Origin of the sequence: Methylobacterium sp. CCH7-A2 (genome assembly GCF_001557075.1) — a bacterium.
Lineage (GTDB): Bacteria > Pseudomonadota > Alphaproteobacteria > Rhizobiales > Beijerinckiaceae > Allobosea > Allobosea massiliensis.
This window is the reverse complement of the sequence record NZ_LSKN01000235.1, coordinates 62,288-81,059: the sequence shown is the minus strand read 5'-3', so window position 1 is coordinate 81,059 and position 18,772 is coordinate 62,288. Positions and strand designations below refer to the sequence as shown.

Annotated in this window: 17 protein-coding genes and 2 tRNA genes; 8 read left to right on the top strand and 11 right to left on the bottom strand. The window is 70.1% G+C overall.

Annotation, left to right across the window (positions count from 1 at the left end; genetic code table 11):
- Positions 1–113: 113 nt before the first annotated feature.
- A complete protein-coding gene (locus tag AX750_RS17630) occupies positions 114–1,493 on the bottom strand; it encodes an aspartate aminotransferase family protein (protein WP_066725426.1) in 1,380 nt (459 codons plus the stop codon).
- A gap of 218 nt (positions 1,494–1,711) precedes the next feature.
- Between AX750_RS17630 and AX750_RS17625 the strand changes: the two genes are divergently transcribed.
- Positions 1,712–2,236, top strand: coding sequence for a hypothetical protein (locus tag AX750_RS17625; RefSeq protein WP_066725423.1), 525 nt, complete (start codon positions 1,712–1,714; stop codon positions 2,234–2,236).
- A 7-nt stretch (positions 2,237–2,243) separates the two neighbouring features.
- Here the strand turns inward: AX750_RS17625 and AX750_RS17620 are convergent, their stop codons facing one another.
- Positions 2,244–2,726 (bottom strand): MarR family transcriptional regulator, encoded by a 483-nt coding sequence (locus AX750_RS17620; protein ID WP_066725420.1) that lies wholly within the window; start codon positions 2,724–2,726, stop codon positions 2,244–2,246.
- A gap of 105 nt (positions 2,727–2,831) precedes the next feature.
- Between AX750_RS17620 and AX750_RS17615 the strand changes: the two genes are divergently transcribed.
- A complete protein-coding gene (locus tag AX750_RS17615) occupies positions 2,832–3,608 on the top strand; it encodes a DUF1499 domain-containing protein (protein ID WP_066725417.1) in 777 nt (258 codons plus the stop codon).
- A gap of 3 nt (positions 3,609–3,611) precedes the next feature.
- Here AX750_RS17615 and AX750_RS17610 read toward each other — a convergent pair whose 3' ends face one another.
- Complete coding sequence (locus AX750_RS17610; RefSeq protein ID WP_066725414.1) at positions 3,612–4,526, bottom strand: MBL fold metallo-hydrolase; 915 nt, start codon at positions 4,524–4,526, stop codon at positions 3,612–3,614.
- A 126-nt stretch (positions 4,527–4,652) separates the two neighbouring features.
- Between AX750_RS17610 and AX750_RS17605 the strand changes: the two genes are divergently transcribed.
- Positions 4,653–5,279 (top strand): biotin transporter BioY, encoded by a 627-nt coding sequence (locus tag AX750_RS17605; protein ID WP_082733118.1) that lies wholly within the window; start codon positions 4,653–4,655, stop codon positions 5,277–5,279.
- 86 nt (positions 5,280–5,365) lie between these two features.
- On the opposite strand, the gene AX750_RS17600 is transcribed toward AX750_RS17605, so the two are convergent.
- Entirely contained in the window at positions 5,366–5,503 is a 138-nt protein-coding gene (locus AX750_RS17600) for a hypothetical protein (protein ID WP_156446667.1), read from the bottom strand.
- Between the two features lie 137 nt (positions 5,504–5,640).
- Between AX750_RS17600 and AX750_RS17595 the strand changes: the two genes are divergently transcribed.
- Positions 5,641–6,294 (top strand): hypothetical protein, encoded by a 654-nt coding sequence (locus AX750_RS17595; RefSeq protein WP_066725410.1) that lies wholly within the window; start codon positions 5,641–5,643, stop codon positions 6,292–6,294.
- A gap of 66 nt (positions 6,295–6,360) precedes the next feature.
- Here the strand turns inward: AX750_RS17595 and AX750_RS17590 are convergent.
- Positions 6,361–6,437 (bottom strand) — tRNA-Pro (locus AX750_RS17590).
- Between the two features lie 204 nt (positions 6,438–6,641).
- Here AX750_RS17590 and AX750_RS17585 point away from each other — a divergent pair.
- The 3 genes from AX750_RS17585 to AX750_RS17575 all read left to right on the top strand — a co-directional run bounded on the left by AX750_RS17585 (position 6,642) and on the right by AX750_RS17575 (position 8,019).
- Positions 6,642–6,716, top strand: a tRNA-Gln gene (locus tag AX750_RS17585).
- 85 nt (positions 6,717–6,801) lie between these two features.
- Complete coding sequence (locus tag AX750_RS17580; RefSeq protein WP_066725408.1) at positions 6,802–7,449, top strand: CDP-alcohol phosphatidyltransferase family protein; 648 nt, start codon at positions 6,802–6,804, stop codon at positions 7,447–7,449.
- A gap of 87 nt (positions 7,450–7,536) precedes the next feature.
- Positions 7,537–8,019: a TspO/MBR family protein gene (locus AX750_RS17575; protein WP_066725406.1), complete on the top strand. Its 483-nt coding sequence runs from the start codon at positions 7,537–7,539 to the stop codon at positions 8,017–8,019.
- A gap of 8 nt (positions 8,020–8,027) precedes the next feature.
- On the opposite strand, the gene hemC is transcribed toward AX750_RS17575, so the two are convergent.
- The 3 genes from hemC to AX750_RS17560 form a co-directional block, all read right to left on the bottom strand.
- Positions 8,028–8,972, bottom strand: a complete 945-nt coding sequence (hemC, locus tag AX750_RS17570; RefSeq protein WP_066725403.1) for a hydroxymethylbilane synthase — start codon at positions 8,970–8,972, stop codon at positions 8,028–8,030.
- Between the two features lie 173 nt (positions 8,973–9,145).
- On the bottom strand, positions 9,146–10,072 hold the full coding sequence (chlG, locus tag AX750_RS17565; protein WP_066725401.1) for a chlorophyll synthase ChlG: 927 nt from the start codon (positions 10,070–10,072) through the stop codon (positions 9,146–9,148).
- Complete coding sequence (locus AX750_RS17560) at positions 10,069–13,833, bottom strand: magnesium chelatase subunit H (protein ID WP_066725399.1); 3,765 nt, start codon at positions 13,831–13,833, stop codon at positions 10,069–10,071. Before AX750_RS17560 ends, chlG begins: the two co-directional genes overlap by 4 nt.
- Before the next feature lie 650 nt (positions 13,834–14,483).
- On the opposite strand from AX750_RS17560, the gene ppsR reads away from it, so the two are divergent.
- Positions 14,484–15,923: a transcriptional regulator PpsR gene (gene ppsR, locus AX750_RS17555; protein ID WP_210173043.1), complete on the top strand. Its 1,440-nt coding sequence runs from the start codon at positions 14,484–14,486 to the stop codon at positions 15,921–15,923.
- Between the two features lie 15 nt (positions 15,924–15,938).
- Here the strand turns inward: ppsR and AX750_RS17550 are convergent, their stop codons facing one another.
- From AX750_RS17550 to AX750_RS17540, 3 genes are read right to left on the bottom strand one after another with little or no spacing between them, the layout of a single operon-like run.
- Entirely contained in the window at positions 15,939–16,208 is a 270-nt protein-coding gene (locus AX750_RS17550) for a hypothetical protein (protein ID WP_066719079.1), read from the bottom strand.
- Complete coding sequence (locus AX750_RS17545; RefSeq protein ID WP_066719090.1) at positions 16,208–17,422, bottom strand: geranylgeranyl diphosphate reductase; 1,215 nt, start codon at positions 17,420–17,422, stop codon at positions 16,208–16,210. The genes AX750_RS17550 and AX750_RS17545 overlap by 1 nt, the downstream gene beginning before the upstream one ends.
- Positions 17,423–17,427: 5 nt before the next feature.
- Positions 17,428–18,768 (bottom strand): BCD family MFS transporter, encoded by a 1,341-nt coding sequence (locus AX750_RS17540; protein ID WP_066719083.1) that lies wholly within the window; start codon positions 18,766–18,768, stop codon positions 17,428–17,430.
- Between the last annotated feature and the right edge of the window lie 4 nt (positions 18,769–18,772).

Genomic DNA, 18,772 nt, shown 5'->3' with positions numbered 1-18,772 from the left:
CCAAAACGGCATGATCGTGATGCGCTTCGGGCAAATTGTGTCAGGAGGTTCGCCCCGCGCCACAATCATGAAAGACCCGCACCCACCGCATGCCGCGAAGGGCCGCCGCCGCATCAGGCGGCGAGCAGGCCTTCCGCCTTGGCCCAGGCCAGGGTCTTGTCGAGAGCGCGCTCGTAGCGGTCGAACATCTCCTCGATCTCCGCCTCCTTCATGATCAACGGCGGGCAGAAGGCGACGCGGTCGCCCATCGCCCGCAGGATCAGGCCTTCCTGCTGCGCGAACAGCACCGACTTCGGCCCGACGCCCTTCTTGATCTCGAACGAGGCCTTCGTCGCCTTGTCGCGGACCAGCTCGACACCGCCGATCATGCCGACGCCGCGCGCCTCGCCGACGAGCGGATGCTCCTCAAGCTTGGTCAGGCGGCGCAGGAAGGTCGGCGAGACGCTACGGACATGCTCGACGATTCGCTCGCGCTGGTAGATCTCCAGCGTCTTGACCGCCACCGCGCAGCCCACCGGGTGGCCGGCATAGGTGTTCCCGTGGCCGAAGGTGCCGATCTTGCGGCTCTGGTCGACGAGGACCTCGTAGACCCGCTCGTTCATCATCACCGCGCTGAGCGGGAAATAGGCCGAGGTGATCTGCTTGGCGCAGGACAGCGTGTCGGCGGCGAGCCCGTAGGTCGTGGTGCCGAACATATTGCCGGTCCGTCCGAAGCCGGTGATGACCTCGTCGGCGATGAAGAGGATATCGTACTTCGCCAGCACGGCGTTGATCTTCTCGAAATAGCCGGCCGGCGGCGTGATCGCACCGCCCGCGCCCATCACCGGCTCGGCGATGAAGGCGGCGACGGTATCGGGCCCCTCGCGCAGGATCATCTCCTCCAGCTCGGCGGCCATGCGCGAGGAGAAATCCTGCTCGCTCTCGCCGGGCTCGGCGAAGCGGTAGTGATGCGGGCAGGAGGTATGCAGGATGCCGGGCAGCGGCAGGTCGAAATCGATGTGGTTGTTGGGCAGGCCGGTCAGGGAGGCGGAGGCGACGGTGACGCCGTGATAACCCTTCAGCCGCGAGATGATCTTCTTCTTCTGCGGCCGGCCCAGCGCATTGTTCATGTACCAGACGATCTTGATCTGGGTGTCGTTCGCATCCGAGCCGGAGGCGCCGTAGAACACCTTCGAGATCGGAACCGGCGCGATCTCCTTCAGCTTCTCCGCCAGCTCGATCGCGGGGTCGTGGCTGCGCCCGCCAAAGATGTGCTGGAAGGGCAGCTTCTTCATCTGCTCATAGGCGGTCTCGATCAGCTCCTGGTTGGAGTAGCCGAGCGCCGTGCACCAGAGGCCCGCCATGCCCTCCAGATATTCCTTGCCGTTGCTGTCATAGACATAGACGCCCTTGCCGCTCTCCAGCACCAGCGGACCCGTCTCCCGATGCGCGGCGAGGTTCGTATAGGGGTGAACGAGAGTCTCGATGTCGCGGACGGCGAGGTTGGACAGCATCGTGCGGATCCCCTGATGCGAGTGGTGTCGTGTGCCAGCATAGACCGGCGCCCGCGCAAGCGCTGAGCGAATTTATCGCAACCCGAGGCAGACTCTGCCGCAGGGCCGGCGGATCTCGATCCATCCATCACCGCGGCCGCTCAGGCCGGCCGGGCTTGTCAGGCGCCTCCCGCCTCGGCATCGTCGGCGCCTGTTTGGAACGGTTCGGAAGAGGCCGCATGATCGACCCGGCAGCAATGGTGAACCGGCCCGCCCCGGGCCGGGACTGCGGCACCTGCACGCTCTGTTGCAAGGTCTATGAGGTGCCGGCAGTCGAGAGCAGGGCCGGCAGCTGGTGCCGCCATTGCCTGCCGGGCCGCGGCTGCGGCATCCACGAAACCCGCCCGCAGCATTGCCGCGCCTTCTTCTGCCTCTGGATGACGCAGGATTTCCTCGGCCCCGAGTGGAAGCCGGACCGCGCCCGCTTCGTCCTGACCATGGACCCGACGACGCGCTGGCTCTTCGTCCAGGTTGATCCCGGCGCCGCGCAGGCCTGGCGGAAGGATCCCTATCTCGGCCAACTCAGGCGCTGGGCCGCCGCGGGCGACCGCCCGGTGATCGTCTTCGTCAACAAGGTCGCGACCGCGATCATGGCCCAGGGGGAGATCCCGCTGGGCGAAATCAGCGCCGATGAGCGCCTTGTGATGCGCGAGCTGCCTGGCGGTCGCAAGACACTGGAGAAGGTGCAGGCCGTCGGCGCCTGAGCAGCGCTCAGCCCTCGTCAACCGCCCTGGCGAGATCGCGCCACGACAGCACGAGCCGGTCGAGCTCGGCCAGATCGTCCGCCGGCAGCTTGCCCAGTGTCTGCGCCACGAAATCGCGCTGCGCCGCGATGCCCGCCTCCGCCAGCCTGCGCCCCTCCGGCGTCAGATGCATCGCATAAGAGCGCCGATCCCCGGCAATGGCCCGGCGCTCCACCAGACCCGCCTGGACCAGGCGGTCGACGAGCCCGGAGACATTGCCCTTGGTGACGTAGAGGCGCTCCGCCAGTTCGTTCTGGCTGATGCCCTCGCGCTCGGTCAGCGTCGAGAGCAGATCGAATTGTGGAATCGAGAGGCCGAGCGCGCGGATCCGCGCCGTCATCTGCCCGAGCATGCGTTGATGCAGCCGCATGAACCGGAACCAGACGCGGTCCGGCTCCGTCGCATCGGCACGCGGCGCTGTCTTCAAATCCGGCACGGCCTCGCCCTTCATCAAGATTGATCACGCCTAAACCATCTCGCCGTCGCAGGCGAGATGGTGATGGCGGCATCTCAATGGTGCCTTGCCTCCATCGCGTCGCCGCGTCATCGATGGCCGATGCATCGCCGTCTCGTCTTCGAGGAACCCGTCTCGCGCGCCGCGCTCTGGAGCCGGCGCCTGGCCTGGTTCGCGCTGGCGGTGCTGCTGCTCGCCCTGCTGGTCTTCCGCAGCGGCGAACCGACGCTGGAAGGCCTTGCACCCGTGGCGGCTGCCTATGGGCTTGCGCTGCTCGCCCTGCTCCTGTCGCTGCTGGCCTTCGCGCGGATCTGGCAGACCGGCCATCGCGGTGTCGGCATGGCCGCCGGCGCCTTCCTCATGGGCGTGCTGATGCTGGTGCCAGCCGCCTATGTCGTGTTCAAGCTCGTCACCCTGCCGGCGCTGGCCGATATCTCGACCGATCTCGACGATCCCCCCACCTTCAGCCGCTCGCGCGCCGCGCTGGATGCACGCGCCGGGCGGGTGCCGCCCGACGTTCCGGCCGAGCGGCGCCGCCTGCAGCGCCGGGCCTACCCGAAGACGGTGCCGATCGTGCTCGAGGTTCCCGCGGAGACGGCCTTCGACATCGCCCGCCGCGCCGCCATCGCCCGCGGCTGGCAGGTTCTGGAGGCGACGCGACCGGGCGGGCGCAGTGGTGCGGGCCGAATCGAGGCCGTGGCCCGCGCCCGCCTCCTGCGCACGGCCGAGGACATCACCATCCGCATCCGCCCGCGTGCCGACGGCAGCCGCATCGACATCCGCTCGGCCTCCCGCCTCGGCCCCCATGACCTCGGCGTCAACGCGGCCCGGATCGCCGCCTTCGCCGAGGAGGTCGAGCTGCTGGTCGAGACGCGCTGAGCCTCAGGCCGGACGGTACCGGCTCCCGAGCCCCGGCACCGCCTCGTCGCAGAGGACGATCCCGCGGAGCACGAGATCCTCGAGCTGCGCCAGCACGGAGAGGGCCGCCGCCCCGTGCAGCGCCGGCGGCAGCCCCTGATAGATCGGCGGGACCATCTCGGCGATTCGCTCGTCGCCCGCCCGCAGGCGGCCGAGGATCGCGGCCTCGCGCTGGCGCCGGTGCAGCACCAGCCCGCGCAGGAAGCGCTGCGGCTCGGTCACTGGCCCGCCATGGCCCGGCCGGTAGAGCGCATGCTCCATCCCGCGCAGCTTCTCGACAGAGGCCATATAGGCCGCCATCGAGCCGTCCGGCGGAGCGACGATGGTGGTCGACCACGCCATGACATGGTCGCCGGAGAACAGCGTCGCTTCCTCGGGCAGCGCGAAGGCGAGATGGTTGGCGGTATGTCCCGGCGTCGCGATCGCCGTCAGGCTCCAGCCCGGCCCCGTGACCGCGTCGCCCTCCGCCAGGACATGGTCCGGCGCGTGCTCGAAATCGGCGGCGGCATCCAGGCGGGTGGCCTCGCCCTCCGCGAGCTCGCGGAACGGCCGGTGCGGCCCACAGCCGACGATGTCGGCGCCCGTCGCCGCCTTCAGCGCCCGCGCGCCTGGCGAGTGGTCGCGATGGGTGTGCGTGACGACGATATGGCTCACCGTCTCGCCGGACACTGCCGCGAGCAGCCCCGCCAGATGCGCCGCGTCCTCCGGCCCCGGATCGATGATCGCGACTTTGCCTTGCCCGACGATGTAGCTGCAGGTGCCGGTGAAGGTCATCGGCCCGCCATTGCCGGCGATCAGCCGCCGCACCAGGGGCGACAGCCGCACCACCTCGCCGGGAGGAGCCGTCGCGCTGCGGTCGAATTCGATCTCGTCGCTCATGCCTGTTTCCGCAGGGCCGCCGGGCAAGCCTGCGCGGGTCGCGCAGCTTGTGGGGCTTTGCCGCATTTTCTATAGACGGAAAAGCCGGCCGCGCAGCGCGGCCATCGCAGACAGGACGACACGCCCATGGCGCAGATGCTTCCCTTCCAGGCTCCGACGCTGGCCCATGCGGCCCTGCCCGCCGTTTCCGGCCCGCGCGCCGCGCTCCTGCGCAACATCGCGCTCGCCGTCGCCGGCAGCCTGCTCCTCGTGCTCGCCGCCAAGATCAAGGTGCCGTTCTGGCCGGTGCCGATGACGCTGCAGACGCTCGTCGTCTTCGGGCTCGGCGCAGCTTATGGCTCGCGGCTCGGCGCCGCCACCGTTGCGCTCTACATCGCCTATGGCCTCGCCGGCCTGCCGGTCTTCACCAACACGCCCCCGGTCGCCGCCGGCCCGCTCTATCTCGTCGGCCCGACGGGCGGCTTCCTGGTCGGCTTCGTCGCCGCCGCCGCCATCGCTGGCTGGGCTTCCGTCCGCGGCGCCTCGCTGGCGCGCCTCGTCGGCGGCCTCGTCCTCGCCGAGGTGGTGATGATGGCGCTGGGCTTCGGCTGGCTGGCGCTGGGCGCCCAGATGGCCGCCGGCACCACCGGGATCGGCTTCGCCAAGGCCTTCGCCTTCGGCGTGCAGCCCTTCATCCTGGGCGATCTGCTGAAGCTGGCGCTGGTCGCCTGCCTCGCCCGCGCCGGCTGGTCGGCCCTGCAGCGCCGCGGTTGAACGCTGTGTACTGACGAACGATCGAGGCCGGGCGCAAGCCCGGCCTTTTTCATATCCGGCTGGTTTCCTGATTCGGTGGGAGTGGCTCAGCCCTGTGGCGTCGAACTCGTGCAGACCTTCTGGTCCGGCCCGGTGAAGAAGGGACCGAGATTGCCGCATTTGTCGCAGCCCGCGAGCAGGGTCGCGAGGCCGAGGATGCCGAGGAGCTGGAAAGCGCGCTTCATGATGATGCCCGTGATGCTGTCCGCCGTTTCTAGAGCCTCGTTGGGCAAATGACCATCGCAGGCGCCAGGGCCTGCTCTCTTGCCGCCTCCGCCATCGACAGCGATGATCCCCGGAGACGACCTCGCTGGGGAAAACAATGATCGCGCGCCTCGTCCTCGCTGTGACGGCCCTCGCGATGGCGCCCGGTCCAGCAGCCCTCGCCCAGGATCGCACCGTGCCGGTCCGGTTCCAGCCCGGCGCGACCGCAGCCACCGTCAAGGGCTCGATCCGGGGCGACCGGGGACTCAACTACACCTTCGAGACGGTCGCCGGGCAGACGCTGCAGGTGCTGTTCACGCCCTCGAACCGCTCCTGCACCCTCAACGTCTACGCGCCGGGCGCCGACGAGGCGGTCCATGTCGGCTCGGTCGCCGGCAACGCATTCGCGCAGGCGGCGACGCGGGCCGGGACCTATCGCGCGCAGGTTTCCCTGATGAGGAACGCGGCCCGCCGCAACGAGACCTGCCGCCACACCCTGTCGATCGAGATCACCGGCCGAGCGGCCGGGAGCAGCGCGGGCGGCTCGGACGCGAGGCTCCGCGACCGCTGCCGGGCCGAGGCGGCGCCGATGTACGGCGTCAGCCCGCGCCGGATCGCGCTCGCAGCACGCGTCGGGCCCTCGGCCGAGGGCGGCTTTCAGATCGACGGCACCGTCGACAAGGGCCGCGAGGGCGTCAAGAAGCTGCGCTGTCTCTTCACGCGGGAGCGCGGCTTCGACCGCGTGATGGCGATGACGCCGGACGGGCGCTGACGACCGCCAAAGAAAAAGGCCCGTGAGGGCCTGTCTCCGAACGTCTTGCGATGTCCCGGGAAATTTTGGTCGGAGTGGCAGGATTTGAACCTGCGACCCCCTCGTCCCGAACGAGGTGCTCTACCAGGCTGAGCCACACTCCGATCAACTGGTTGCGGGCTTATAGCCAGCGCCGCGGCGCGGCGCAACAGGCGCGGCGGCCTTGCGTGACGAATTATCCGCACGCTCTCCCCGCGCCTCGGCTCGCGCGGGTCTGGAGCCCCCGCCGCAGCCGAGGCCGGCGGGCCTCTCGCGACGATCTGGCTGGTTGCGCGCGCCCCCGCCGCGTTCTAGAAGGCGCGGCGCGTTGGGGCGTCGCCAAGCGGTAAGGCAGCGGTTTTTGGTACCGCCATGCGGAGGTTCGAATCCTCCCGCCCCAGCCAGCCTTCGCGCCTGGCAGCGGGCCCATGTCCCGCACCGGCTGCTCGGGCTGGCCGAGCGTTTTCACCGCTGGCGGCGAGGCTGACCGTGCTGGACCGCTTCCTCCTCCCCGTCGTCAGGATCGTCCTGCAGCCGGCCGCAGCGGCGCTGGCGCGGCGCGGCGTCGCGGCGGACGCCCTGACCTGCACGGGCTTCGTCATCGGCCTCGCAGCCGTGCCGGCGCTGGCCCTGCGGCTCTATGGGTGGGCGCTCACCGCGATCCTGGTCAGCCGGCTGTTCGACGCGCTCGACGGGGCCGTGGCGCGACTCGCCGGCCCGACCGAGCGCGGCGCCTTTCTCGACATCACCCTCGACTTCGCCTTCTATGGCAGCATTCCGCTCGGCTTCGCGCTCGCCGACCCAGCGCAGAACGCGCTGCCGGCGGCGCTGCTGCTGGCGGCCTTCATGGGCACGGGCTCGAGCTTTCTCGCCTTCGCCGTCATCGCCGCCAAGCGCGGGATGAGCAGCGAGGTCTATCCGCAGAAGGGCATCTACTACCTGACCGGTCTCACCGAAGGCACCGAGACCATCGCGGCCCTGGTCCTGATGTGCCTCTTCCCCGGCTCCTTCGCACTCTTCGCCTGCGTCTTCGCCGGCGCCTGCCTGGTGACCACCCTCACCCGGCTGCGGCAGGGCTGGGTTGTCTTCGGCCCGGCATCGGGCGCCCGCGGGCGCCGGACAGGCGAGGGAGACTGAGAGCATGGCACCGCCGTCTTTCCGCGCAAGCCGGCCCGGCGATGTGCTAGCGTCGCATCCTCTGCCTGCGGGCGCCGGATCTGGCCGATGAATGCGATGGATGGATGGGGTCTGGCGGGATTCGTCGCGGCTTGCGTCGCCGTCGCGAGTTCAGGGGCGATCTTCAAACCGGGCGATTGGTATGAGGGACTGGCCAAGCCCTGGTGGCGCCCGCCGAACTGGCTCTTTCCGCCGGCCTGGACGCTGCTCTACTGCCTGATCGCGGCCTCCGGCTGGCTGGTCTGGCGCAAGGCCGGTTTTGCCGGCGCGGCGCTGCCGCTCGCCGTCTATGGCGTGCAGCTCCTGCTCAATGCGATGTGGTCGGGGGTATTCTTCGGCCTGCGCCGGATGGACCTCGCCTTCGTCAACGTCGTCGCGCTCTGGCTCTCGATCGTCGCGCTGATCGTGCTCTTCGCGCCGATCGATTCGCTCGCCGCCTGGCTGCTCGTGCCCTATCTCGCCTGGGTCAGCTTCGCCGCCCTGCTCAACTTCACCGTCTGGCGGATGAACCCGGACGCCGCACGCAGCTGACGGCGCCCTCAGGCGCCGACATATTTGAAATGAGCGCCCACGCTGCGATAGGACGCCTCCAGCACGTCGACGCCGCCGGCCAGCCGCAGCGCCTCCGCCGTCGCGAGACCCAGCTCTACCGCCTCATGGCCCGGCCGCTCATCGTGGGCGGTGATCCGCTGCGAGCCGTCATGCGCGGTGATCTGGGCATGCAGCCGCAGCCGGCCGCCCTCCCAGGTCGTGCTCGCCCCCACCGGCAGGCTGCAGCCGGCGCCGAGCGCATGCAGCAGCGCGCGCTCGCAATCGACCTCGGCGCGCGCCTTGGGGTCCTCGATGTCCTTCAGCATCGCGAGCAGGGTCGTGTCCTCGGCCCGCGCCTGGACGCCGAGAGCGCCCTGCCCGATCGCATAGGGAAACAGGATCGGATCGAGCAGCTCGGAGGTCGCGCCGTCCAGGCCCAGCCGTTGCAGACCGGCCTGCGCTAGGATCACCGCGTCGAGCCCGTCATCGCCGTTGATCTTGGCGAGCCGCGGCCCGACATTGCCGCGGATCGGCACGACCTCGACATCCGGCCGCAGGCTCAGGATCTGCGAGCGCCGCCGGAGCGACCCCGTGCCGACACGCGCGCCCTGCGGCAGCGCGGCGAGGCTCGCGCCGCAGAGCACGTCGCGCGGATCGACCCGCTCGGGCACCGCCGCCAGCACCAGCCCCTCGCGCAGCGTCGTCGGCAGGTCCTTCAGCGAATGCACGACGATGTCGACCTCGCCCGAAGTGAGCTGGTCCTCATGCTCGGTCGAGAACACGCCGATGATCCCGAACTGGTGGAACTCGGAGACGCGGTCCTTGTCGGCGATCGTGGCGATCGGATGCAGCGAGAATTCGGTATCGGGATGCTTCGCCTTGATCAGCGAGGCGATGTAATTCGTCTGCGCGATGGCGAGGGGGCTGCGTCGCGTGCCGATTTTCACGAGCATGATGGGGCTGACCTGGCCTGGCGGCCGGGGCCGCGCATGGGGACGGAAGAACCGCTCGCGGCGGCCGCGGCCGTGCGATGGGATGATCTGGTTTTACGGGGCGCCGCGACGATTGGCGACCCGAAAGATGGTGCCCGGTGGAGGGAAGACGAAGCCGGCGTCACGCGGGCGCCTCAAGGCCCCGCCGGCAGGCTGCGGATGGCGATGGCCGCGGCCATCATGCCCGAGACGAAGAGCGGCACGCCGAAGCCGCTGTAGAACAGCGCCTTGCCGATGGGATCGCGCAGGAAGCGCGCCATCAGGAGGGCCTGCGCCGCGAGCAGGCCTGCGACGATCGCCGCCTGCAGCGGCCGCTGCCAGTGGAGCAGCAGCGCGATGACGCCGACCTGCGGCAGCGCCATGGCGAGGCAGGCGGCCTTGGCCGCGCCCGCAGCCCCGAGCAGCACGGGTAGCGAGCGGATCCCCATCTGCCGGTCGCCCTCCATCGCCTTGAAGTCGTTCAGCGTCATGATGCCGTGGGCGCCGAGGCTGTAGAGCAGCGCCAGCAGCAGCACCGGCACCGGCGGCAGCGCGCCGCCGAGCATCACCGCCGCCCCCGTCACCCAGGCCAGCCCCTCATAGGAGAAGCCGCAAGCGGCATTACCGAGCCAGCCGTTGCGCTTGAGCCGCAAGGGCGGCGCGCTGTAGGCCCAGGCGAGAAAGAGCCCGAGGCAGGTCGCGATGAGCACCCAGGCGCCGAGCAGCGAGGCGACCGCCAGCGACAGCACGCTCCACAGCGCGGCGATGTAGAGTCCCCAGCGCCCGGGGATGCGGCCCGAAGGGATCGGCCGGTGCGGCTCGTTGATCGCGTCGACCTCGCGGTCGTGCCAGTCGTTGATCGCCTGGCTCATCGCGCAGACCAGCGGGCCGGCGAGCAGGATGCCGAGCAGTGCGACGGGGGCGTTCGCCATCAGCGGCACGCCGGACGACACCACTCCGCAGGCGAAGGCCCACATCGGCGGGAACCAGGTGATCGGCTTCAGCAGTTCGAGCACGGCCGACGGCGCCGGATAGATTGCCGCGCCGGCGCCGGGGCGGAGCGTGGCGCCGGTCTCGCTCACGCCGCCGCCTCCAGCCCGATGCCTTCGAGACGGTCTTCCAGCGCGTCGCCGGCCTCCTGCAGCGCGGCCAGCGTCGCCGCGTCGGGCTGCCAGTATTGCCGCGCCTGCGCCTCGATCAGCCGGTTGGCGAGCTTGGCGGAGGCCGTCGGGTTCAAGGCCGCGAGCCGCTCGCGCATGGCGGGGTCGAGCAGATAGGTTTCGGTCAGCTTCTGGTAGACCCAGGGCTCGACCTGGCCCGTCGTCGCCGACCAGCCCATGGTGTTGGTGACATGGGTCTCGATCTGCCGCACGCCCTCATAGCCGTGCTTGAGCATGCCCTCATACCATTTCGGGTTGAGCACGCGGGTGCGCGTCTCCAGCGAAACCTGCTCGGACAGCGTGCGAACCGTGCCCTCACCCCGGGTCTGGTCGCCGATATAGACCGGCGTCGCCGCGCCCCCCTTGGCCCGGCGGACGGCGCGGCTGATGCCGCCCAGCGTGTCGAAATAGTTGTCGACCGTGGTGACGCCGAGCTCGACCGAATCGAGATTCTGATAGGCGAGTTCGACGCCGCCCAGCACGCTGCGCAGCAACTCGGGCTGCTGCACCGCCCGCCCGCCCCGGCCATAGGCGAAGCCCTTGCGGCGGCTGTAGGTCTCGGCCAGTTCGTCCTCGTCCTGCCAGCGCCCGCTCTCGACGAGATTGTTGACGTTGGAGCCATAGGCGCCCTCGGCATTGCCGAAGACGCGCAGCGCCGCGGTCTCGAGGTCGCAGCCATGCTCGGCCTGGTAGGCGAGCGCATGCTTCCGCACGAAGTTGCTCTCGGGCGGCTCGTCGGCCGAGGCTGCGAGGAAGGCCGCTTCCGCCAGCAGCCGGATCTGCAGCGGCAGCAGGTCGCGGAAGATGCCCGAGACCGAGATCACGACGTCGATGCGCGGCCGGCCCAGTGTCTCCGGCGGCAAGAGCTGCGCGCCCGCCAGCCGGCCATAGCCGTCGAAGCGCGGCTCGGCGCCCATCAGCGCCAACGCCTGGGCGATCGGCCCGCCCTCGGTCTTGAGATTGTCGGTGCCCCAGAGCACCAGAGCCACCGTCTCCGGCAGGGCGTGGCCGTCCGCGACATGCCGGTCGAGTAGCCTGGCGGCCTGCCGCGCGCCGTCGCGCACCGCATAGGCGCTCGGAATGCGGAAGGGATCGAACCCGTGCAGGTTGCGCCCCGTCGGCAGCACGGCCGGCGTCCGCAAGAGGTCCCCGCCCGGCGCCGGTCGGATGAAGCGTCCATCCAGAGCCCGCAGCAGCCCGTCGAGTTCGTGGTCGCGAGCCAGCAGGGCATCCGTCGCCGCGAGCTCGGCGAGCCCGGCCAGAACGCCGGCCTCCGGCTCCGCACCCGCCGCCCGCAACGCCTGCTCCGGGCTCAACCCGGCCACCAGCCCTTCGACGACGGCCCGCGCCGGCCTGACGCCGGAACCAGAGTCGACGATCGCCATCAGCATATCGGTGCGCTCAGCCTGCGAGAGCGGCTCGCCGACGACGTGCAGCCCGTGAGGGATCAGCGTGTATTCGAGTTCCAGCACCGCCTCGGTGAGCTTGCCGATTCGGCCATGGCGCTCCTCGCCGCTCCACTCCGGCTCGGCCAGCGCCAGATCGAGCGCCGCGGCCTGCGCCTGGATCAGCATCGCCAACTCCGCCGCCTCGCGCATCTCGTCGGGCGCAAGCCCACGCCAGCGGTCGAGCGAGCCCTTGAGCTCGATCAGCCCGCGATAGAGCCCGGCCGAGGCGACCGGCGGCGTCAGATAGCTGACGAGGGTCGCCGCCCCACGGCGCTTGGCGAGCGCGCCTTCGGACGGGTTGTTGGCGGCATAAAGATAGATGTTGGGCAGGTCGCCGATCAGCCGGTCCGGCCAGCACTGGGCCGAGAGTCCCGTCTGCTTGCCCGGCATGAACTCGAGCGCGCCATGCGTGCCGAAATGCAGCACGGCATCGGCCCCGAAATCCTCCCGCATCCAGCGATAGAAGGCCGAGAAGGCATGCGTCGGCGCGAAGCCCTTCTCGAAGAGCAGCCGCATCGGGTCGCCCTCATAGCCGAAGCCGGGCTGGATGCCGACGAAAACATTGCCGAAGCGCTCGCCCAGCACGAACAGGGAGGCTCCGTCGCTCTGCTGGCGGCCCGGGGCGGGGCCCCATTGCGCCTCGATCTCGGACAGCCAGCGCTCGCGCCGGATATGGTCCGCCGCGCCGATACGGACATGGACATTCGCCATCGCGCCATGGCGCGCGGCATTGCCCTGGATGATCGCCTCGCGCAGCGCCTCGACGCTGGCGGGCATCTCCACGGCATAGCCCTCGCGCTGCAGGGCACCGAGCGTCCGGTGGAGCGATTCGAACACGGAGAGATAGGCTGCCGTGCCGGTGTTGCCCGCATTGGGCGGGAAATTGAACAGCACGATGCCGATCTTGCGCTCGGCGCGGCTGCGCCGCCGCAGCGTCACCAGCTTCTCGACCCGCGCCGCCAGCGTCTCCGCCCGCTCGGCGCAGACATGCATGTCGCGCTGGCCCTCGCTGGCCGGGAAGGTGCAGGCGCGGGCGCAGCCGCTGCATCGGCCCGGCTGGTCCGTGCGTCCACCGAAGACGATCGGACCGGTCGCTCCGTCGAGCTCCGGGATCGCGATCATGATCGTCGACTCGACCGGAAGCAGGCCGCGATCGGAGGCGCCCCATTGGTCGAGCGTCTGGAACTCGGCCGGATGGGCGGCGATGTAGGGCACGTCGAGCCGCGCCAGCACGTCCTGAGCAGCGGCGGCGTCGTTGTAGGCGGGCCCGCCGACCAGGGAGAACCCGGTCAGCGAGACCAGCGCGTCGACCACCGGCCGGCCGTCGCGGACGAGAAAGGCGTCGATCGCCTCGCGCGCATCGAGACCGGTGGCGAAGACCGGCAGCACCGAGAGACCCCTGGCCTCGAGGCTGCGGATCACGCCGTCGTAATGCGCCGCATTGCCCGCCAGCACATAGGAGCGCAGCACCAGCAGCCCGACGATCCCCTTGGCTCCGGGCATGGCCGGCAGCGCCTGCGGATCGGTGCCGACGCGCCCCGGCAGAGCGGGATGATAGATGCCGGTCTCGGGATAATCGACCGGCTTGCCGACCTTCAGCGAACCGCGCAGGACACGCCGCGGCCCGTCGGCATAGCGGTCGACCAGCAGCCTGACGAGATTGGCGATGTTCTCCTCGGAGCCCGCCAGCCAGTATTGCAGCGCCAGGAAATAGGCGCGCACGTCCTGAGCGGTGCCGGGAATGAAGCGCAGGATCTGCGGCAACCGGCGCAGCATCTTCATCTGCCCCGCGCCGCCGCTGGCGGCCTTGCCCTTGCTGCCGCGCAGGCGCTTGAGCAGAGCCATGGGCCCGCTCTGCGGTCCGTCCATGCGGAACCGCCCGACACGGGTGAGCTTGGTGACCTCCCCGGCCGACATCAGGCAGATCATCGCGTCGCAATGCTCGCGCCGCGCCTGCAGCGCCGGCACCAGCGGCAGGAAATGGTCTTCCATGAACAGCATCGTGGCGATGACGATGTCGGCGCCCGCGACGGCCTCCTGGCAGCGTGCGAGCAGGCGCGGATCGGCCGACCATTCGGAGGCCGCATGCACGCTGAGCTCGAGCCCGGGAAGATCGCGCGTCAGCGCCGCCTGGGCGCGGACCGTCGCGCTGGCGACATGCGTGTCCATGGTGACGATGACGACGCGGATCGGCGTCGCGCCGTCGGCCCGGTGCTGCGCGCCCGGCGCGACCATGTCACGACCGCTCGTTTGCGGAGACTGCGGCACCGCCTTCCGGCTCCGGGACGATGCTGGCGGAGTCGGACATCCGCCAGCCCAGCATTCTTCGCGTCGGGCAGGCGTGGAGGGCGTCGTAGAGCGGTTCGCGACGCGCCACCGCTCCCCTCGCCGCACCGGAAAAGGCGGATGGCACCGTGTTCGCGCTGCGGGAAGAGACCGGCCGGCTCAGTTCTGCGTGAAACGTCATGGGACGCCTCCTGCCAACGCCGACAACCGGATGGCGGTTGCGCTCGCGGCAAAGACGAGGCTCGCTCCGCACGCCGCATATGTCAAGTTTGATTGACGATCGATCGTGCTCAATGTGTATATTTATCTTTACATCCCGACATCTTGCGCTACTTTCCCTCAACGGGATCGGTTCGCGGCGGCGCTCATCGGCAAAGCCGCACAGGCGCGTGACCCCTGCCGGTGTAGCCGGCACCAAACGGCATCGTCTCAGGGTCGGGCTCGGTATTGCGAGACGGCGAAACGCCGTCATCGGCAAGGCCGGATCCGTTTTGAGGGGCTGGGGGCGAGATCAGGACAATGCCGCCAGCGCCGGCCGTTCCGGCGCTCGGATTAGCCTTCCGTCCATGCCGGCCGACAACGGAACGGGCCTCGTTGCCATGTCTTCTCCGCCGCCCCGGGAGCCCAGCACGCAGTCACCCGCCGAGCCATGGCCGGCAGGCGAAGCCGATCTCGCGCGCGCCGTCGCCGAGGCTGCAGCCGATATCCTGCTGACGATCGACGGCGACGGCATCATCCGCTCCGCGACCGGCAGCACCCTGCCGAGGCTCGCTCCGGGAAAAGGCTGGATCGGCCGCGCCTTCGCGGATGTCGTGGCGACGGACAGCCGGGCCAAGGCCGCAGGCCTCGCCGCCGGCGGCGATCCACGCCTGATGGGAGCCGCCGAGCTCAACCATCTCCGGACCGACGGCAGCTTCTGGCCCTTCAGTTACCGGGTGATCGCCCCTGCGGACAGGGGCCTGCGTTGCCTCGTCGGACGGGATCTGGCGGGAGTTGCGGCGCTTCAGCAGAACCTGCTGGAGGCGCAGCAGGCGATGGAGCGCGAATATGCGCGGCTGCGGCTCGCGGAAACGCGTTATCGCATGATCTTCCGCTCCGCCCCAGAACCGATTGTCATCGCCGAGGCCGCGACGCTGAGGCTGGTGGAAGCCAACCCAGCCGCCCTTGATGAACTCGGCCTGCGGGCGGATCGTCTGGCGGGCGTGTCGCTGACCTCTCTTTTTTCGCCGCTGAGCGGCGACGCGCTCGCATCCGTCCTGGCCGCCGCGCGCCATTCCGGCGAAGCCGCCGAGATCGAGGTCGCTCGTGCGGGTACCACGCGCCGGACCTCCATCCGTGCCATTGCCTTCCGCCAGGATGGCGCGGTGCATCTGCTCGTCCGCCTCGGGATCACCCCGTCAGACGGCGCCGGCGTCGCGACCGACCCGGCGCTGCGCCACGTCCACGGCATGGTCGAGCAGACGCCCGATGGCTGCGTCATCATGAGCCCGGACCGGCTGGTGCTCCACGCCAATCGGGCTTTCCTCGAACTGGCCCAGCTCTCCTCGCGCCATCAGGCACTGGGAGAGCCACTGGACCGCTGGCTCGGCCGGCCTGGCATCGATTTGCCGCTGATCCAGGGCACGCTCGCCGATCACGGCGTCGTCCGCAATTTCCCGACGATCATCCGCGGCGCCTTCGGCAGCGTCGAGGCCGTGGAACTGTCGGCGGTCACGGCCTGGACCGGCGAAACGGGCTCGACCGGCCTGATCATCCGCAGCAAGGGCGCCCAGCTCGCCGCACCGCAGCCACAGCGCGGCCCGGCCCTGCCGCGCTCGGTCGAGCAGCTGTCTCAACTCGTCGGCAGCGTTCCGCTCAAGGACATCGTGCGCGAGACCAGCGACGTCATCGAGAAGCTCTGCATCGAATCGGCGCTCGATCTCAGCCGGGACAACCGCGCGGCCGCTGCCCAGATGCTAGGCCTCAGCCGCCAGGGCTTCTATGCGAAGCTGCGGCGCCACGGGCTCGGCGCCCTCGTTGATCAGGACGAGCCGGCCTGACGCGCCGCGTCGTCCTCAGCGTGGGCCATGCCGCCGCAGCCGCAGCACCAGATCCGCGACATGGGCGAGGCCGCCGAAGCTGAGCGCCGCCAGCGTCAGGGCCGGCGCCGCCCCGGCCAGCGCACTGCGCAACGCCAGCAGCAGCCCGAGGCCGGACAGCACGGTCGACAACAACCCCGCACACGATGCGCCAGGGCGGCGCAGAGACAGCCCGATCAACAGCAGCTCGACGGCGATGATGGCGAGCGCCAGATCGACGACGCTCGCGAGCCCAGGCAGCGCCATCAGCGCGCCATGCCGAGCAGATGGCTGAGATCGTTGAAGAAGACCCTGACATGGGCCATGAACTTGCCGCGCACCAGCTGCTTGTTCATGTAGGAATCCCAGGTCAGCTTCTGCACGTCCGGGTTGCGGCACAGCTTCACGAACTGCTCGCGGCGCTTGTCGTTCCGATACCAGATCCACTGCATCAGGCCGAGAATCCAGAAGACCCGGCCGTGATCGGCCATGAAGCGCTTGCGGGCGGTAGCGAGCGCGCGGGCATCGCCGGTCTTCAGCGCGAGCTGGACGGCCTCGCCCGCCAGCCGCCCGCCCAGCATGGCATAGTAGATGCCCTCGCCCGAGGCCGGCGCGACCACCCCGGCGGCATCGCCCGCCAGCAGGACGTCGCGGCCATTGTCCCACTTCTTCAGAGGCTTCATCGGGATCGGCGCGCCCTCGCGGCGGATCGTCTCGGCGCCTTCGAGCCCCGCCTCGCGGCGCAGCACGGCAACCGCGTCCTTGAGCGAAAAACCTTTATGGGCGCTGCCGGTGCCGATGCTGGCCGTGCCGCCATGCGGGAAAATCCAGCCGTAGAAATCGGGCGAGATCCGCCCCTGATAGACCACATCGCAACGCTTGCCGTCATAGCCGCCGCCGGCCTGGGTCGGGACGCGGACGATCTCGTGATAGGCGAAGACGAAAGGCGGGCGCTTGCTGCCGGGCATCGCCGCGCGCGCCAGCGGCGAGTTCGCGCCGTCGGCGCCGATCACCATCCGCGCCCGCAGGCTGAGCGGCGCCTCGCCGTCCCGCGGCCGCAGATGCAGCCGCGCCGTCCCGTCGGGATCGCGCTCGAACCGTTCGAACGTCGCGGTGATGCGCCGTGCGCCCGACTGGGCCGCGCGCTCCCGCAGCCACTCGTCGAAAGGCTCGCGATCGACCATGCCGACATAGCCGTCGTCGATCGGCATATCGACGCTGGTCGCCGAAGGCGCGACCATGCGGGCGCAGGCGATGCGGGCGACGATCTGCGAGGGTGGGATGGCGAAATCGCGGATCGCCCGTGGCGGGATCGCGCCACCGCAGGGCTTGATCCGTCCCGCCCGGTCGATCAGCACGACGCTGTGTCCCGCACGGGCAAGGTCGTCGGCTGCCGTCGCTCCCGCAGGCCCGCCGCCGACGACGGCGACGTCATAGGTCATCTCCGATTCGTCATGCAGAGGCGGCTGGACCTGATTCATCGCGGTCACCCTGGGTTGGGAAGGAGAAGTCCGTCACCGTCGCGCGTTGTGCGGCGCTCGCGCTGTGTCGCCTGCCGTGCCACCGCCAGCGCGAGGGCGGCCGAGACGACGAACAGCAGGGCCTCGACGGCGAAGACGCCGGAATAGGCTAAGGCCGGCGTGCCCGTGACATGCCGTGCGAGATCGGTGGCGCCGGCGCCGCAGAGGCCGCCGAGCCCGAAGGCGACGCCCTGGGCCGCACCCCAGAGCCCCATCCGCACGCCCTGCCGTTCGGAGCGGCCCTCGCCAACGAGGCGCATCATCGAACCGATCGCCGCCACCGCATAAGCGCCGTTGGCGAGGCCCAGCGCGAAGACCGTACCGCGCAGAGGAAAGCTTGCCCCTGCGAAGGGCGACAGGGCGAGCCCGGCCAGCGCCAGCGCCGAGGCGAGGCAGCCGCCGACGGCCCAGAGCCGCAGCGAACCGGCTCGCGCTCCGGCCAGCGTCGTGACGACGGCGACGAGCACCATCCCCGTCAGCACGCCGCCGTTCTGGACGCCGGCGAGCCGCGTGCTCTCACCCGGCGTGAAGCCGAAGACGGTTCCCGCGAAAGGCTCGAGGATCAGGTCCTGCGCGCTGTAGGCGATCATCGAGACGAAGATGAAGATGGCGAAGAGCCGGGCCTGCGGCTCGTCCCAGACCTCCCGCAGGGCCATGCGGAAGCTCGTGTCGCCAGAGGCCACCGGCTCGTCAGGTGCAGCGGCGCGGGCTTCAGTTTCCACGCCCCGGACCGCCAGCACGGTCACGGTGAGCGCGATCGCGCTGACCGCGCCGGAGATGGCGACGAGCCGCGCTGTCGAGAACGGATCGAGCAGATGGCCGACCAGCCCGGCCGTGACGATGAATCCGGCGATCATCATCACCCAGACGACGGTCGCCGCGGCCGGCCGCCGTGCATCGGCAACCCGGCGCGAGAGCAGGATCAGCAGGCAGGTGCCGCTGGCGCCAACCCCCATGCCGATCGCCGCGAAGGAGAAGGCCGCGAGCAGGACGCCGGGCCAGAAGGCGCTTCCCATCAGGGCGGTCGCGACGGCGGCGCCGAAGCCGCCGAGCGCCAGCACCGCCATGCCGCCGAGGATCCAAGGCGTCAGCCGTCCGCCAACGTCTGAACCGTGCCCCCAGCGCGGTCGCAGGATCTGAACCGCGTAATGCAGTGCAACCAGAAGCCCCGGCAGCACCGCCGGCAGCGCCAGTTCGACGACCATGACGCGGTTGATGGTGGAGGTGGTGAGAACGACGATGGCGCCGATCGCCGTCTGGACGAGCCCGAGACGGACGATCCCGAACCAGCCCAGCGGCGCACTCATCGCG